This is a genomic window from Limnohabitans sp. 2KL-1, assembly GCF_003063435.1.
Lineage (GTDB): Bacteria > Pseudomonadota > Gammaproteobacteria > Burkholderiales > Burkholderiaceae_C > Limnohabitans_A.
Genome location: NZ_NESL01000004.1, coordinates 104,952 through 120,141 on the forward strand (window position 1 = coordinate 104,952; position 15,190 = coordinate 120,141).

At 61.9% G+C, this 15,190-nt stretch carries 10 protein-coding genes, 1 tRNA gene and 1 pseudogene; 5 read left to right on the plus strand and 7 right to left on the minus strand.

Translation table 11 applies throughout. The features are described from left to right. Position 1: 1 nt before the first annotated feature. On the minus strand, positions 2-3,493 hold the full coding sequence (mfd, locus tag B9Z47_RS11015; RefSeq protein WP_108331305.1) for a transcription-repair coupling factor: 3,492 nt from the start codon (positions 3,491-3,493) through the stop codon (positions 2-4). A 231-nt stretch (positions 3,494-3,724) separates the two neighbouring features. Between mfd and ispD the strand changes: the two genes are divergently transcribed. After that, positions 3,725-4,438 (plus strand): 2-C-methyl-D-erythritol 4-phosphate cytidylyltransferase, encoded by a 714-nt coding sequence (ispD, locus tag B9Z47_RS11025; protein ID WP_108331307.1) that lies wholly within the window; start codon positions 3,725-3,727, stop codon positions 4,436-4,438. After that, positions 4,438-4,917 (plus strand): 2-C-methyl-D-erythritol 2,4-cyclodiphosphate synthase, encoded by a 480-nt coding sequence (gene ispF / locus B9Z47_RS11030; RefSeq protein ID WP_108331308.1) that lies wholly within the window; start codon positions 4,438-4,440, stop codon positions 4,915-4,917. The genes ispD and ispF overlap by 1 nt, the downstream gene beginning before the upstream one ends. A gap of 49 nt (positions 4,918-4,966) precedes the next feature. On the opposite strand, the gene B9Z47_RS11035 is transcribed toward ispF, so the two are convergent. From B9Z47_RS11035 to B9Z47_RS11045, 3 genes are read right to left on the minus strand one after another with little or no spacing between them, the layout of a single operon-like run. Then, a complete protein-coding gene (locus B9Z47_RS11035) occupies positions 4,967-6,349 on the minus strand; it encodes an ATP-binding protein (protein ID WP_233253766.1) in 1,383 nt (460 codons plus the stop codon). Further along, positions 6,346-7,074 (minus strand): two-component system response regulator OmpR, encoded by a 729-nt coding sequence (ompR, locus tag B9Z47_RS11040; RefSeq protein WP_108331309.1) that lies wholly within the window; start codon positions 7,072-7,074, stop codon positions 6,346-6,348. Before ompR ends, B9Z47_RS11035 begins: the two co-directional genes overlap by 4 nt. Positions 7,075-7,078: 4 nt before the next feature. Beyond that, positions 7,079-7,849 carry a 3-hydroxybutyrate dehydrogenase gene (locus B9Z47_RS11045; protein ID WP_108331453.1) on the minus strand — a complete coding sequence of 257 codons (771 nt, stop codon included), beginning with the start codon at positions 7,847-7,849 and terminating at the stop codon, positions 7,079-7,081. Positions 7,850-7,950: 101 nt separating this feature from the next. Here B9Z47_RS11045 and B9Z47_RS11050 point away from each other — a divergent pair, with 101 nt between their 5' ends. The 3 genes from B9Z47_RS11050 to B9Z47_RS11060 all read left to right on the plus strand — a co-directional run bounded on the left by B9Z47_RS11050 (position 7,951) and on the right by B9Z47_RS11060 (position 11,323). Beyond that, a complete protein-coding gene (locus tag B9Z47_RS11050; RefSeq protein WP_108331454.1) occupies positions 7,951-8,916 on the plus strand; it encodes an alpha/beta fold hydrolase in 966 nt (321 codons plus the stop codon). 40 nt (positions 8,917-8,956) lie between these two features. After that, positions 8,957-11,197 (plus strand): bifunctional (p)ppGpp synthetase/guanosine-3',5'-bis(diphosphate) 3'-pyrophosphohydrolase, encoded by a 2,241-nt coding sequence (locus tag B9Z47_RS11055; protein ID WP_108331455.1) that lies wholly within the window; start codon positions 8,957-8,959, stop codon positions 11,195-11,197. Positions 11,198-11,246: 49 nt separating this feature from the next. After that, positions 11,247-11,323 (plus strand) — tRNA-Val (locus B9Z47_RS11060). A 120-nt stretch (positions 11,324-11,443) separates the two neighbouring features. Here the strand turns inward: B9Z47_RS11060 and B9Z47_RS11065 are convergent. From B9Z47_RS11065 to B9Z47_RS11075, 3 genes and pseudogenes are all read right to left on the minus strand, one after another. Further along, entirely contained in the window at positions 11,444-13,483 is a 2,040-nt protein-coding gene (locus tag B9Z47_RS11065; protein ID WP_108331310.1) for a M3 family metallopeptidase, read from the minus strand. Positions 13,484-13,630: 147 nt separating this feature from the next. Next, complete coding sequence (folD, locus tag B9Z47_RS11070) at positions 13,631-14,482, minus strand: bifunctional methylenetetrahydrofolate dehydrogenase/methenyltetrahydrofolate cyclohydrolase FolD (protein WP_108331311.1); 852 nt, start codon at positions 14,480-14,482, stop codon at positions 13,631-13,633. A 77-nt stretch (positions 14,483-14,559) separates the two neighbouring features. Next, a pseudogene (locus B9Z47_RS11075) lies at positions 14,560-15,187 on the minus strand (response regulator transcription factor). Between the last annotated feature and the right edge of the window lie 3 nt (positions 15,188-15,190).

Genomic DNA, 15,190 nt, shown 5'->3' on the forward strand with positions numbered 1-15,190 from the left:
CTTAAGCCGCCACCTCAACCTTCGGCGTCCCCAAACTCCTGAGCACATCCCGCACCATCTGCGCCCGCGCCTTGGGGTCAGGCAGTTCACGCTCAATGCGCAGTTTGTCGTTGCCCGCCAGCTTGATGTGTTTGTTTTTCTGGATCAGGCCAATGATGGCCATGGGGTCCACGGGTGGGTTGGGCTTGAATGTGATCTGGATGACGCCCGGGGCGGCGTCGACCTTGATGACGCCATAGGGCTGGGTCAGCACGCGCAGGCGGTGCACGTCCACCAGGGTTTGCGCTTGCGGGGGCAGCTTGCCAAAGCGGTCCACCAGTTCTTCGAGCAAGGCGTCGATTTGGTCGCTGGTTTTGGCGGTGGCCAGCTTTTTGTAAAAGCTCAGGCGCAGGTGCACGTCGCCGCAGTAGTCGTTGGGCAGCAGGGCGGGGGCGTGCAGGTTGATGTCGGTGGTGGCGGTGAGCGGGTTGAGCAAATCGGGCTCTTTGCCCAACTTCAAGCATCGCACCGCTTCGGACAGCATTTCGTTGTAGAGCTGAAAACCCACTTCGAGCATGTTGCCGCTCTGGTTTTCGCCCAACACTTCGCCCGCGCCACGGATCTCAAGGTCGTGCATGGCCAAATAAAAGCCGCTGCCCAGTTCTTCCATTTGCTGGATCGCGTCCAGCCGCTGGGCGGCTTGTTTGGTCAGGCCTTCGATCTCGGGCACCATCAAATACGCATAGGCTTGGTGGTGCGAGCGGCCCACGCGCCCGCGCAGTTGGTGCAGTTGGGCCAGGCCGAACTTGTCGGCTCGAGAGATCACGATGGTGTTGGCCGTGGGCACGTCGATGCCGGTTTCGATGATGGTCGAGCACAGCAAGATGTTGTAGCGCTGGGCCACAAAGTCGCGCATGACGCGCTCCAGCTCGCGCTCGGGCATCTGGCCGTGGGCCACGGCGATGCGGGCTTCGGGCAGGATTTCTTCGAGCTTTTGCTTGCGGTTCTCGATGGTCTCGACCTCGTTGTGCAAAAAGTAGCACTGGCCGCCGCGCTTGAGTTCGCGCAGCACCGCCTCGCGGATCACGCCCGTGCCTTCGTTGCGCACAAAGGTCTTGATGGCCAAGCGGCGTTGCGGCGCAGTCGCAATCACGCTCAAATCGCGCAGGCCTTCCAATGCCATGCCCATGGTGCGGGGGATGGGTGTGGCGGTGAGCGTGAGCACATCGACCTCAGCCCGAAGGCCTTTCATGGCCTCTTTGTGGCGCACGCCAAAGCGGTGTTCCTCGTCGATGATGAGCAGGCCCAAGTCGTGGAATTTGGTGGATTCGCTCAGCAGCTTGTGTGTGCCGACCACGATGTCCACCGTGCCGTCGGCAATGCCTTTGAGGGCAGCGGTGACTTCTTTGCCCGAGCGAAAGCGCGAGACTTCGGCCACCTTGACGGGCCATTTGGCAAAGCGGTCTTTGAGGGTTTGGTAGTGCTGCTCGGCCAGCAGCGTGGTGGGGGCCAGCAGGGCGACTTGCTTGCCGCCCGTGACGGCCACAAAAGCAGCGCGCAGCGCCACCTCGGTCTTGCCAAAGCCCACGTCGCCACACACGAGGCGGTCCATCGGGCGGGGGCTGATCATGTCTTGGATGACGCAGTGGATGGCGGCCTTTTGGTCGGCGGTTTCTTCAAAGCCAAAGTCGTTGGCAAAGGTCTCGTAGTCCTGCGGGCTATAGCGGAAGGGGTGCCCCTCTCGTGCAGCGCGGCGGGCGTAGATGTTGAGCAACTCGGCGGCGGCGTCGCGCACCTGCTCGGCGGCGCGGCGTTTGGCCTTTTCCCATTGGCCCGAGCCCAGCTTGTGCAGTGGCGCTTCGTCGGCGCTCACGCCTGTGTAGCGGCCAATCAGCTGCAGCTGGCTCACAGGCACATAGAGCGTGGCTTTGTCGGCGTATTCCAGGTGCAAAAACTCTTGCAGGGCGGGCGTGCCGTCTTCGTTTTTCTGGCCCATGTCCATGTTGACCAGACCCCGGTAACGGCCAATGCCGTGCGCGCTGTGCACCACCGGGTCGCCCACATTCAGCTCGCTCAGGTCTTTGATCAGCGCCTCCACGTCGCTGACCTGTTCTTGCTTTTTGCGGCGGCGGGTGACCGCCCCTGCGGCGAAGAGTTCGGTTTCTGTGACCAGGTCGATGTTGTGCTCGAACCAGTGAAAACCGCTGACCAGCGCCGCTGTGGCGATGCCGACTTTTTCGTCGCTGGTCAAAAACTCTTGCAGGTTGTCGAACACCGGGGGCGTGAGGCCGCTGGAGCGCACGAAGTCCAGCAGGCTTTCGCGGCGGCCATCACTTTCGGCCAGGATCAGCACCCGGCTGGCGCTGCTGCGGATGTGGGCTTGCAAGCGCGACAGCGGATCTTCGGCACCGCGCACCACCGTCAGCTCGGGCAGGGGCTGGGCCAAGGCGTTGTCGGCCACATCGCTGGTGCCGGGTCGCAGGGCCAGTTGTGCATGGCCGTTGGTCAGGGTGTAGAACTGCTCGGCGCTCAAAAACAGCGCATCGGGCGGCAGCACGGGCCGCTCGGGGTCGCCCTGCACCAGCCGAAAGCGGTCGCGGGTGTCTTGCCAAAAGCGCTGAAAGGCGGGCTCCAGATCGCCGTGCAGCACCACGGTGGCCGCATCGGCTTGGCCAGCGCCCAGGTAATCAAACACCGTGGCGGTTTCTTCAAAAAACAGCGGCAGGTAATACTCGATGCCCGCCGTGGCCACGCCGTTGCCCATGTCTTTGTAGATGCGGCTTTTCGTCGGGTCTCCTTCGAGCAGTTCGCGCCAGCGGCTTCGGAAACGCGCACGGGCGGCCTCGTCCATGGGGAACTCACGCCCGGGCAGCAAGCGCACCTCGGGTACGGGGTAGAGGCTGCGCTGGCTGTCGGGGTCAAAGGTCCGGATGCTGTCGATTTCGTCGTCGAACAGGTCCACCCGGTAAGGCACCAGCGAGCCCATGGGGAACAAATCAATCAGGCCGCCGCGCACCGCGTATTCGCCGGGGCTGACCACCTGGCTGACGTGTGAGTAGCCCGCCAAAGTCAGCTGGGCCTTGAGTTGGGCTTCGTCGAGCTTTTGCTTGACCTTGAATTCAAAGGTGTAGCCCGCCAAAAAGGACGGCGGGGCCAGCCGGTACAGCGCTGTGGTGGCGGGCACCAGCACCACGTCGGCGCTCTCGGCGTGGTTGCGCTGCTTAATGCGCCACAGCGTGGCCAAGCGCTCGCTGATCAGGTCCTGGTGCGGCGAAAACGTGTCGTACGGCAGTGTTTCCCAGTCGGGGAACATCACGCAGCGCAGGTCGGGCGCAAAAAACACCAGCTCGTCCATCAGGCGCTGGGCATCGGCCGCGTCACTGGTGACGATGGCGACTAGCTTGCCTGCTTTCTTTTCGCGCTGGGCCAGTTGGGCCAGCAAGACGGCATCGGCCGAGCCGGCGGGGCGGGGCAGGGTGAAACGTTTGCCGGTAATCAAGCTGGGCAGTTGCATGGTGGCGATGGGCAATGGCGATGAAAAAAGCAGAACACCCCCCGCCGAAAAGGAGGGGGGTGTGCGAATGTCGATTGGCTTTGATTTTAGAGGCTTTGCGTCGTTCGGCAGGTCGGCGGTGCGCGATAAGCACTGTGTTCGGTCGGCGGCTTCAGCCCCGACAGGGTCTGCTGTAACGCAGGCATTTGTCGGGGCTGAAGCCATCGACCTACAAAACTACAATGTCAGCTTATGACCGAACGCATTGCCTTGGCACGTTTCCACGCCCTCATCCCTTGTGCCGGTACGGGCAGCCGTGCAGGCACCGCCCAGCCGAAGCAATACCAACAGGTGGCCGGACAACCCATGGTCATGCACACGGTGCAGGCCTTGGCGCAGGTGCCTCAACTGGCCAGTGGCTGGGTGATTTTGTCGGCCGACGATGACCATGGCTGGGCCGAGCAAGGCTGGCCCGAGCGTTTCAGGCGGGTGGCTTGCGGTGGCGCGAGCCGCGCCGAGAGCGTTTTCAATGGCCTGAAGGCCATGCTGGCAGCAGGCCTTGACCCGCAAGATTGGGTGCTGGTACACGACGCGGCGCGTTGCCTGGTCTCGCCCGAATCGGTGAGCCGCCTGATCGACACGTGCCAGCACGACGCGGTAGGCGGCCTGCTGGCCCTGCCTTTGCCCGACACGCTCAAAAGCGAGGAGGGCGGTCGCGTGGCGGCCACGGTGCCGCGTGAGCACAAGTGGCTGGCGCAAACGCCGCAGATGTTCCGCTTGCAGATGCTGCACGATGCCCTGGCCGATGTGGCGGGCAGTGGCTTTGCGGGCATCACCGACGAGGCCAGCGCCATCGAGCGGTGGGGTTTGATGCCCCGACTGATCGAAGGTTCGGCGCAGAATTTCAAAGTCACTTACCCGGCCGATTTCGCGTTGGCCGAAGCCATTTTGAGGAGCAGAGCGTGATGAACATCCGCATTGGAGAAGGCTGGGACGTGCATGCCCTGGTGCCGGGTCGCCAACTGATTTTGGGCGGGGTGGAGATTCCCCACACTACGGGCCTGCTCGGCCATTCAGACGCCGATGTGCTGCTGCACGCCATCACCGATGCGGTGCTGGGCGCAGCGGGTTTGGGCGACATTGGGCGGCATTTTCCGGACACGGATGCGCAGTTCAAGGGCGCAGACTCGTCGGTGCTTTTGCAAGAGGCCATGCGCCGCGTGCGCGAAAAGGGCTGGGAGTTGGTGAACGTGGACAGCACCATCGTGGCCCAGGCCCCCAAGCTCGCCCCGCACATGGCGGCCATCAACGCTGGCGTGGCCAAGGCGCTGGGCGTGCCAGCCGATCAGGTCAATGTGAAGGCCAAGACGGCCGAAAAGCTGGGGCCGATCGGCATGGGCCAAAGCATGGAGGCGAGGGCGGTGGCCTTGTTGGCTAAGCGCTGAGCACGGTGATCGAGACACCGAGGCACCGGTCACCCTCCTGCCCACAAGTTCAGGTCGCCGGTGCCTGCCTGAATTTCATCAAGGCCATCAGCCCACCTGCGCTGTTGTTGAACACCGAAAACGTGCCGCCCATGCGCTGCACAGATCGCTCCACAATGGCCAGGCCCAGGCCAGAGCCGGTGGCAGAGGTTCTGGCGGCATCGCCCCTGAAAAAGGGTTGGGTGAGGTTTTTCAACGTGTCTTCTGACACCCCGGGACCCTGGTCGCGCACCCGCAGCAGCACCCAGCCGTCGTGCACCCGCGCCACGATCTCGACGCGGGTGATGCCGTCGCTGGGGCTTTGGCCATAACGGCGGGCGTTTTCCAGCAGGTTGGACATCACGCGGCCCAACTCGACGGGTTCGGCCATGACTTGCAGGTCCTCGCCGACATCGACTGAAATTTCAAAGCGCTGGTTGTGACGCCAGGGCGCGATGCAGCGGCTGATGACCCCGGTCAGCAGGACGGGGCCCAATTCGGTGGCGTCAGGGCGGGCGTAATCGAGGAATTTGTCGATGATCTCGTCAAGTTGTTCGATGTCGGCGGCCATCAGTTCGCGCGCTTCGGCGTCGGCCACGCTCATCTCGGTTTCCAGCCGCAGGCGTGCCAAAGGTGTGCGCAAATCGTGTGAAATACCCGCCAGCATCAAGGCGCGTTCGGCTTCGATCTTGGCCAGCCTTTCGGCCATGCGGTTGAAGCCGATGTTGACTTCACGGATTTCGCTGGTGGCGGCACTTTCGTCCAGGGTAGGGCCGTCAAAGTGACCTTCGCGCACTTGGCTGGCGGCATAAGACAAACGCTTGAGCGGCCGATTGATCAAACCCGCCATGATGGCGGCACCCAGCAATGACAGCGCAGTGGTCACGCTCAGCCAGATCACCCAGGCACTGCCGCCCAATGGTTTGAGGCGGGCCGAGTCCATTTGCAACCAGTAACTGTCGCGTTCGATTTGAAAGCCGATCCACAGGCCTTCTTCATCGTTGACCCGGGACGCCACCACGGTGCCGGTGCCCAGTCGCTTGATCATTTCTTCGGCCAGTCGGCTGTCCAAGCCGGAGGCCGAGAAGACCTCGATCTGGTCGCCCGGTTCACGTGTTTTGAGTCGGACGTCCTCTTCGTCGGCCAGCATTTTGAGCAAATAAACCCGTGCGATGGCATCGCTGTGCATCAGCGCGGTTTTGGTCAGGTTGACCACCGTGGCGATTTGGTGTGCATTGCGCAAGATGCGGGGTTCGTATTCCTGCGTTTTGAACATCTGCAACCAGGCCACACTGCTGAAAAAAATCAGCATGGCCAACAAAATGAAGGTGCGCCAAAAAAGACTGACCTTCAGACGTGGGCCGGGCGCGGGATGAAGTGCATGGTCGCCCGCGTGGATGTCCGCATCCGTCACGCTTGACCATCGGGCACAAACACATAGCCCACGCCCCAGACGGTCTGGATGATTTTGGGCGATGCCGGATCCACTTCGATCATCTTGCGCAAGCGTGAAATCTGCACGTCGAGGCTGCGGTCAAAGGGCTCGAATTCGCGGCCACGGGCGAGCTGGGCCAGTTTGTCCCGGGTCAGCGATTGCCGGGGGTGACGAACCAGTGCTTTGAGCATGGCGAATTCCCCCGTGGTCAGCGGGATGCTCTGGCCGTTCTTGCTCAGCGAGCGTGCGCCCAGGTCCAGCTTGAAGGCACTGAAGCTGATGACTTCGTCGTCGGACGAGGGCGAGCCCGGCAATTCCGTGGCAGGCCTGCGCCGCAACACGGCATGGATGCGGGCCAGCAACTCACGAGGGTTGAAAGGCTTGCCCAGATAATCGTCGGCGCCGATTTCCAGTCCGTTGATGCGGTCCACATCCTCGCCTTTGGCGGTCAGCATGATCACGGGCGTCTTGGTGCCCGTGGTGCGCAGACGCTTGCAGATGCTCAAGCCGTCTTCACCGGGCAGCATCAGGTCCAGAACGATCAGGTCAATGGTTTCGCGCAGCAAGATGCGGTCCAGTGCGCGGCCATCCTCGGCCAACAAAACGTCAAAACCCTCCTGCGACAAAAACCGGCGCAGCAGGTCGCGAATGCGGGCGTCGTCGTCGACGATGACGATTTTGTCCAGACGTGCAGAGGTGCTCATGTTCTTACTGGGCGGTCCAGCCGCCGTCCATGTTCCAGGCCACACCGCGCACGTTGTTGCCTGCCGCCGAGCAGAAGAACACCGCCAGCTCGCCCAACTCCTCAGGGGTGGTGAACTGCATGGAGGGCTCTTTTTCCTGCAACAGAACTTTTTTGGCCTCTTCGTTGGACAAGCCCATGGCGGCCGCTTTGGCGTCCACTTGCTTTTGTACCAGCGGCGTGAGCACCCAGCCGGGGCAAATGGCGTTGCATGTCACGCCCGTGGTGGCGTTTTCCAGTGCGGTGACCTTGGTCAGGCCCACCACACCGTGCTTGGCGGCCACATAGGCCGATTTTTCGGCCGAACCGACCAGGCCGTGGATGGAGGCGATGTTGATGATGCGGCCCCAATTGGCCGCCTTCATGGCAGGCAGTGCCAGACGCGTGGCGTGGAAGGCGCTGGAGAGGTTGATGGCGATGATCGCGTCCCAGCGCTCGACCGGGAAATCTTCGATTTTGGCCACATGCTGGATGCCAGCGTTGTTGACCAGGATGTCCACGCGGCCAAACGTGTCGGCGGCAAACTTCATCATGGCTTCGATCTCGCCAGCCTTGCTCATGTCGGCACCGTGGTAAGCGACTTGGACGCCCAGCGCAGCGATCTCGGCCTTGGGGCCTTCGGCATCGCCAAAACCGTTCAGCACAATGTTGGCGCCTTGTTTGGCCAATGCCTTGGCAATGCCCAGACCGATGCCGCTGGTTGAACCGGTGACCAGCGCTGTTTTACCTTGCAACATGATTTCCACTCCGAAAGATGATTTAGGATGTTCAAAAGTCCATTATGGCGCTGTCAAAGCCCGGTTTCCGCAGCGTCGCCTTCAGATTGTTTCCGATTGTCATGACCACCCTCCACACATCCACCTCTCACGCGACCTCTGCCACCTTGACCGAGCAGCCTGCGCTTGAGTTTGTGTCTTGCCCTCATCCTCAAGGACAGCACCGCATGGCCTATTGGCGCTGGGGTGACGCGCAGGCTGACCATGTCGTGGTGTGTGTGCATGGTTTGACCCGACAGGGGCGTGACTTTGACCGGCTGGCCCAGGCCTTGGTGGCACAAAGCCCCAAACCCTTGCAGGTCATTTGCCCCGATGTGGCAGGGCGCGGACGCAGCGAGTGGCTCAGCGAGCCTGCGCTCTACCAAATTCCCCAATACGCGGCGGACATGCTGGTCATGCTGGGCCAGGTTCAAGCGCAGCTCGGGGCCGATCGGCCGATCCAAACCCTGGACTGGGTGGGCACCAGCATGGGGGGGTTGATCGGCATGGTGCTGGCCGGGCAGCCTGGCTTGCCTTTGCCCGCGCCGATTCACCGCCTGGTCCTCAACGATGTGGGGCCGGCCATCACCTGGAGTTCGGTACAGCGCATGCAGGGCTACGTGGGCCAATATGGGCAATATCGCGATCTTGATGAGGCCGCCGCCGCCCTTTGGACTTTGTCGCAAGGCTTTGGTCCGGTCTCTGACGGCGTATGGCGCGAAATGTCCACACACATGCTGCGCCCCGGAACAAACGGTCAATTCACCTTGCATTACGACCCGGCCATTGGCGCGTCCATTCGTGCCATGACGGTTGAAGCCGCCGCTGCAGGCGAGGCCACTTTGTGGGCTTTGTTCGACCAGATCCAGGCGCAGACCCTGCTCATCCGTGGACAGGACTCGGACTTGCTGACGCCTGAAACCGCCACCGAGATGACGCAGCGTGGCCCCCATGCACAGCTGGACACTTGGCCCGGTTTTGGGCATGCGCCCACCTTGACGGGGGACGATCAGATCGCGGTGGTGGCCAAGTTCTTGTTGGCGGTTTGACACCATGGTCAGTCCCACCTCCAGCCATTCTGCGAGCTCGATGTCGGCGTCGGCGCGCCTGCACGCGCCGACGGCCCCACTCGCCAACCTGCCGCCCGTGATGCTGGCCACGGCAGATGCGGCTGAACAGGCCGAAACCCTGGCCAAGGCACGCGCTTTTGCCGAGCCGTTGATTGCAGGTGAAGCGTTGGACACCGGAGAAAACATCCTGGCCCATGCGGATGCGGTGGCCGCGATCCTGGCCGACATTGGCGGCTCGGTCGCGATGCAGGCGGCCAGTTACCTGGTCTACGCCTGCCCGCACTTGAACAAACCGGAAGAGGTGATGGCCAAGGCCTTTGGCCCCCATTTGGCACAGCTGGCCATGCAGACCAACCAGCTGGTGCATGTGCAGCGCCTCTCGCGTGCGGCCGAGGTCAACACCCAGGGGCCGAACAACACGCCGCTCAGCCCCCGTTTGCAGACAGAGAACGTGCGCAAGATGCTGCTGGCGTTCAGCCGCGACCTGCGGGTGGTCATGTTGCGCCTGGCCTCGCGTTTGCAAACCCTGCGTCATTACGCGGCCACCAAATTGCCGGTGCCACCGGCTTTGGCCAGCGAATCCCTGCAGGTGTTTGCGCCGCTGGCCAACCGCTTGGGCATCTGGCAGATCAAATGGGAAATGGAAGACCTGTCCTTTCGTTTTCTGGAGCCCACGACTTACAAGGACATAGCCCGGCTGCTGGATGAAAAGCGCGCCGAGCGTGAGCGCTACATGCTGGCGCTGCGCGAGCGCTTGCAGCAGGCACTGGCCAGCCAGGGCATTGAGGCCTTGGTCGAAGGACGGCCCAAGCACATTTACAGCATCGTTCGCAAGATGCGAGGCAAGGCGCTGCCCTTTGAGCGTGTGTTCGACATCCGCGCGCTGCGCGTGGTGGTGCCCACCGTGGCCGATTGTTACCAGGTGCTCAGTTGGGTGCACGAGCACTTTGTGCCCATTGCAGAAGAATTTGACGACTACATCGCCAAGCCCAAGGCCAACGGCTACCAGTCGCTGCACACGGTGGTGCGCGATGCCGATGGGGGCCCGATCGAGGTACAAATTCGCACCCGGGCCATGCACGAACATGCCGAACATGGCGTGGCGGCGCACTGGGCCTATAAAGAGGCAGGGGCCAAAGGCTATGCGGGGGTCTCGGCCAACAGCGAATACGACACCAAAATTGCCGTGCTGCGGCAGTTGCTGGCCTGGGAGCGCGATCTGTCGGGCGCGGCACAAGCCACAACGCAGGACAGCAGTTTGTTTGACGACCGCATTTATGTGCTGACGCCGGATGCCGCCGTGGTCGAGCTGCCGCAAGGCGCCACCCCAGTCGACTTTGCCTACACGGTGCACACCAACCTGGGCCACCGCTGCCGGGGAGCCAAGGTAGACGGGGCCATGGTGCCGCTGAACACCCAGTTGGCCAACGGCCAGACGATCGAGATCACCGCCATCAAGGAGGGCGGGCCATCGCGCGACTGGCTCAACCCCGAGCTGGGATACCTGGCCAGCCCGCGTGCGCGGGCCAAGGTGCGGGCCTGGTTCAATGCGCAGGTGAGTGCAGAGACCATCGCCCGTGGACGCGAGGCGGTTGAAAAATTCCTGCAGCGACTGGGCCGCACGGCGATCCGTTTGGACGACCTGGCCAGTCAACTGGGTTTCAAGTCGGCCGATGGGCTGTTCGAGGTGGTGGGCAAAGACGAATATTCGCTGCGCAACATCGAAGTTTTGTTGAATCCCCCGGAGCCAGAGCTGGAGCCCGACGAGTACTTTCAAAAGAAGTTCAAAGGCGCGGTCGCCCGCAAATCGCCCTCGGGCGTGCTGGTCGTGGGGGTGGATTCCTTGCTCACGCAGCTGTCGCGCTGCTGCAAACCCGCGCCGCCCGATGTGATCAGTGGTTTTGTCACGCGTGGCAAAGGGGTGAGCATCCATCGGCAGGACTGCAGCAACTTCCGCGAACTGGCGTCGCGCCACAGCGAACGCGTGATTGAAGTGCGTTGGGGCGAGCGCAAAGGCCCCGATGCCTCGGTCTATCCGGTCGATGTGGCGGTGGAGGCTTTTGACCGGCAAGGCTTGCTGCGCGATATCTCCGAAGTGTTTGCCAAGGAAAAAATGAACGTGATCGGTGTACAAACCCAGTCCATCAAGGGCTCGGCCTGGATGACGTTCACGGTGGAGATCCACGATGCAGCCACCTTGAACAAGGTTTTGGGCAGCGTGCGTGGTGTCAAAGGTGTGAGGGCCGCACGAAGACGTTGAAGACTCCTGAAAAAACGGGGATTTTTACTGCTATAATTCGAAGCTCAACAGGCGCGTAGCTCAGTTGGTTAGAGCACCACCTTGACATGGTGGGGGTCGCTAGTTCGAATCTAGTCGCGCCTACCAAATTTGGTAGGATTAAAAAGCACTTAACGGCAACGTTAAGTGCTTTTTTGTTTTGGGCCGATGTTGGGCGCACAACAAAAAAGGGAGCCGAAGCTCCCCTTGATGTCTTGCCCAGGTCCCTCAGGCCGCAACCATGCCCTGGTGCCGCAGCAAGGCGTCCAGGTTGGGTTCGCGGCCCCGGAAGGCTTTGAACGATTCGAGCGCCGGGCGGCTGCCGCCCGCTTCCAGAATGGCCCGGCGGTACATGCGACCTGTCTCTACGCTGGGCGTGCCGTCGGCTGCGGCGGTTTCTTCAAACGCGGCGTAGGCGTCTGCGCTCAGCACCTCGGCCCATTTGTAGCTGTAATAGCCTGCCGCGTAACCGCCCGCAAAGATGTGGCTGAAGGTGTGGGCCATGCGGTTGAATGCGGGCGGTTGCATGACGGCCACTTCGCTGCGCACCTGGCTGAGCAGCGGCATGAAGTCTTGCGCCGGGTCGTGTTCGGCATGCACCAGCATGTCGAACAGCGAAAACTCGATCTGCCGCAGGGTTTGCAGGCCGCTTTGGAAATTTTTGGCGGCCAGCATCTTGTCGAACAAGGCACGCGGCAGGGGCTCGCCGGTTTCCACATGGGCCGTCATGTGGCGCAACACCGACCATTCCCAGCAGAAGTTTTCCATGAACTGGCTGGGCAGCTCGACCGCATCCCACTCGACGCCGCTGATGCCCGAGACATCTCGCTCGTTCACTTGGGTGAGCATGTGGTGCAGGCCGTGACCGAATTCGTGGAAGAGGGTGATCACGTCGTCGTGCGTCAGCAAGGCGGGCTGTCCGTTCACGCCTTCGGCAAAGTTGCACACCAGGTGCGCCACCGGTGTTTGCAGCACGCCGGTGTCAGGGCGCTGCCAGCGGCCGCGCACATCGTCCATCCAAGCACCGCCGCGTTTGCCAGCGCGGGCCGGTGGGTCGAGGTAGAACTGGCCCACCAGTTGGCCTTCACGCTCGATGCGGTAAAAACCGACGGCGGGGTGCCAGACCGGGGCCTGGTCGGGGTGGATGCTGACTTCAAACAGCGTCTCGATGATCTTGAACAGCCCGGCCAGCACCTTGGGCGCGGTGAAGTACTGCTTGACCTCTTGCTCGCTGAAGCTGTAGCGCGCTTCCTTGAGTTTTTCGCTCAAGTAGGGCACATCCCAGGCATTGAGCGGGCCGGTGATGCCGAGGGCGTTGGCGGCGAATTCGCGCAGGTCAGCCAGGTCTTTTTCGGCAAAGGGGCGGGCTTTGACTGCCAGGTCGCGTAAAAAGGCGGTGACTTTTTCGGGCGACTCGGCCATTTTGGGCACGACCGACACTTGGGCGTAATTGTCAAAACCCAGCAGCTGCGCTTCTTCCTGGCGCAACGCCAGAATCTCCTGCATCAAAGCGGTGTTGTCGAATTGACGGGCCTCTTCGGGGGCCTGGTCAGAGGCGCGGGTGACGTGGGCTTTGTAGAGCTGTTCGCGCAAGGTGCCGCTGTCGGCAAACTGCATCACGGGCAGGTAAACCGGCATTTTCAGACTCAGTCGGTGACCCTCTTTGCCTTCTTTTTGGGCAGCATCGCGGGTGGCTTGCACCACATCGGCGGGTACACCCTTGAGCTGATCTTCGCTCACATACAGGGCAAAGCTGTCAGTGGCATCGAGCGTGTTTTCGCTGAATTTTTGCGTGATTTCGGCCAGCCGTTCCTGGATGGCGGCGTAACGTTCTTTGGCCGCGCCTTGCAGCTCGGCACCGCCCAGCACAAAGGCGCGCAGGGCGTTTTTGTGGGCTTGGGTTTGCTCGGCATTCAGACTGGTGGGGTCAATCGCCTTGTATTTGGCGTACAGGCGCTCGTCGCTGCCCAAGCGTGTCCAGAACTCGGTCACGCGGGGCAGGGCGGCGTTGTAGGCGGCGCGCAGTTCGGGCGTGTCGGCCACGCTGTTGAGGTGGCTCACCGCGCCCCAGGCCATGCCCAGACGCTCGGTGCTCACGTCCAGGGTGCGGGCGATGGCTTTCCAGTCAGCCGGAAAGTCGTCTGCCGTGACTGTTTCAAGGGCCTGGTCGGCAGCGGCCAGCAGTTCGTCCATGGCCGGAGCCACATGCTCGGGGGCAATGCGGTCAAACAGGGGCAGGCCAGAGGTGTCGAGCAAGGGGTTGGTCATGGGTTTTCCAGAGACAGAGAGATCAGGGGCGGCAGATGTTGAAGACATGGATCCCGGGTCAAGCCCGGGATGACAGATTACATGGATTCTGGGACAAGCCCGAGATGACAACTTGCATGGATCTCGGGTCAAGCCCGGGATGACAACTTACTTGGAGGCACGTTCAGCCGCTTCAAGGGTGTTGACCAGCAGCATGGTGATGGTCATGGGGCCCACGCCGCCGGGCACGGGGGTGATGTGGCTGGCGACTTCTTTCACGCCTTCAAAGTCCACATCGCCACACAGCTTGCCTTCGTCATTGCGGTTCATGCCCACGTCCAGTACCACGGCGCCGGGCTTGACCATGTCAGCGGTCAGCACATTCCGTTTGCCCACGGCCGCCACGATCACATCGGCTTGCTGGGTCAGCGCCTTGAGGTTTTGGGTGCGCGAGTGCGCCACCGTCACCGTGGCGTCTTTTTGCAGCAGCATCAGCGCCATGGGCTTGCCCACGATGTTGCTGCGGCCAATGACCACGGCGTGCTTGCCACGCAGGTCGTAGCCGATGCTTTCCAGCATCTTTATGCAGCCATAGGGCGTGCAGGGCCAAAAGCCAGGCATGCCGGTCATCAGGGCCCCGGCGCTGGCGATGTGAAAGCCGTCCACGTCCTTGGCCGGGCTGATGGCTTCGATCACTTTTTGCGCGTCGATGTGGGCGGGCAGGGGCAGTTGAACCAGGATGCCGTGGATGGCCGGGTCGTTGTTCAGCGCTTCCACGCGGGCCAGCAAGTCCGCTTCGGTCATGGTGGCTTCGTATTTCTCAAGCACCGAATGCAGACCACTGTCTTCGCAGGCTTTGACCTTGTTGCGCACATAAACCTGGCTGGCCGGGTTGTCGCCCACCAGCACCACGGCAAGACCCGGGGTGATGCCTTTGGCTTTGAGGGCCTGGGCGCGGGTGGCGACTTCGGTGCGCAGTTGTTTGGACAGGGCATTGCCGTCGATGAGTTGTGCGGTCATGTGTGAATACTCGAAAAGTCAGAGAAAAAATGCAAAACGCCCGACGGGTGCGGGCGTTTCGGGTGTGGCGGGGTGGATCAGGCCTTGGGTGCGTTTTGCCCCAGCGCGATCTTGAGCAGGTCGGCCACGGTGTTGGCGTTGAGCTTTTCCATGATGTTGGCGCGGTGCGCTTCGACCGTTTTGATGCTGATGCCCAGATCGTCGGCGATCTGCTTGTTCAGGCGACCGGCGACGATTCGCTCCAGCACCTGCGCTTCGCGGCCCGTCAGCTTGGACAGCAGCGCGTCGCGGCTGGCGGCTTGCTGATAGCCTGCAAACGCTTCACGGGCTTCGTCCAGCATGCGCTCAACCAAACTGAGCAGTTCTTCTTCCTTGAAGGGCTTCTGGATGAAATCCATCGCACCCTTTTTCATGGTGTTCACGGCCATGGGCACGTCGCCGTGGCCGGTGATGAACACGATGGGCAGGGGGGGATTTGCGCTCGATCAGGCGGTCTTGCAATTCCAGACCGGTCATGCCGCCCATGCGGATGTCGGCGATCAGGCAGGCCACTTCGCGGGGGTCGTAGCGGCTGATGAAAGACTCGGCACTGTCAAAACAACGCACCCGGTAATCTTTGCCTTCCAGCAACCACTGCAAGGAATCGCGAACGGCTTCATCGTCGTCAACGACATAAACCGTGCCTTTTTTTGGTATCAAACTCATTCG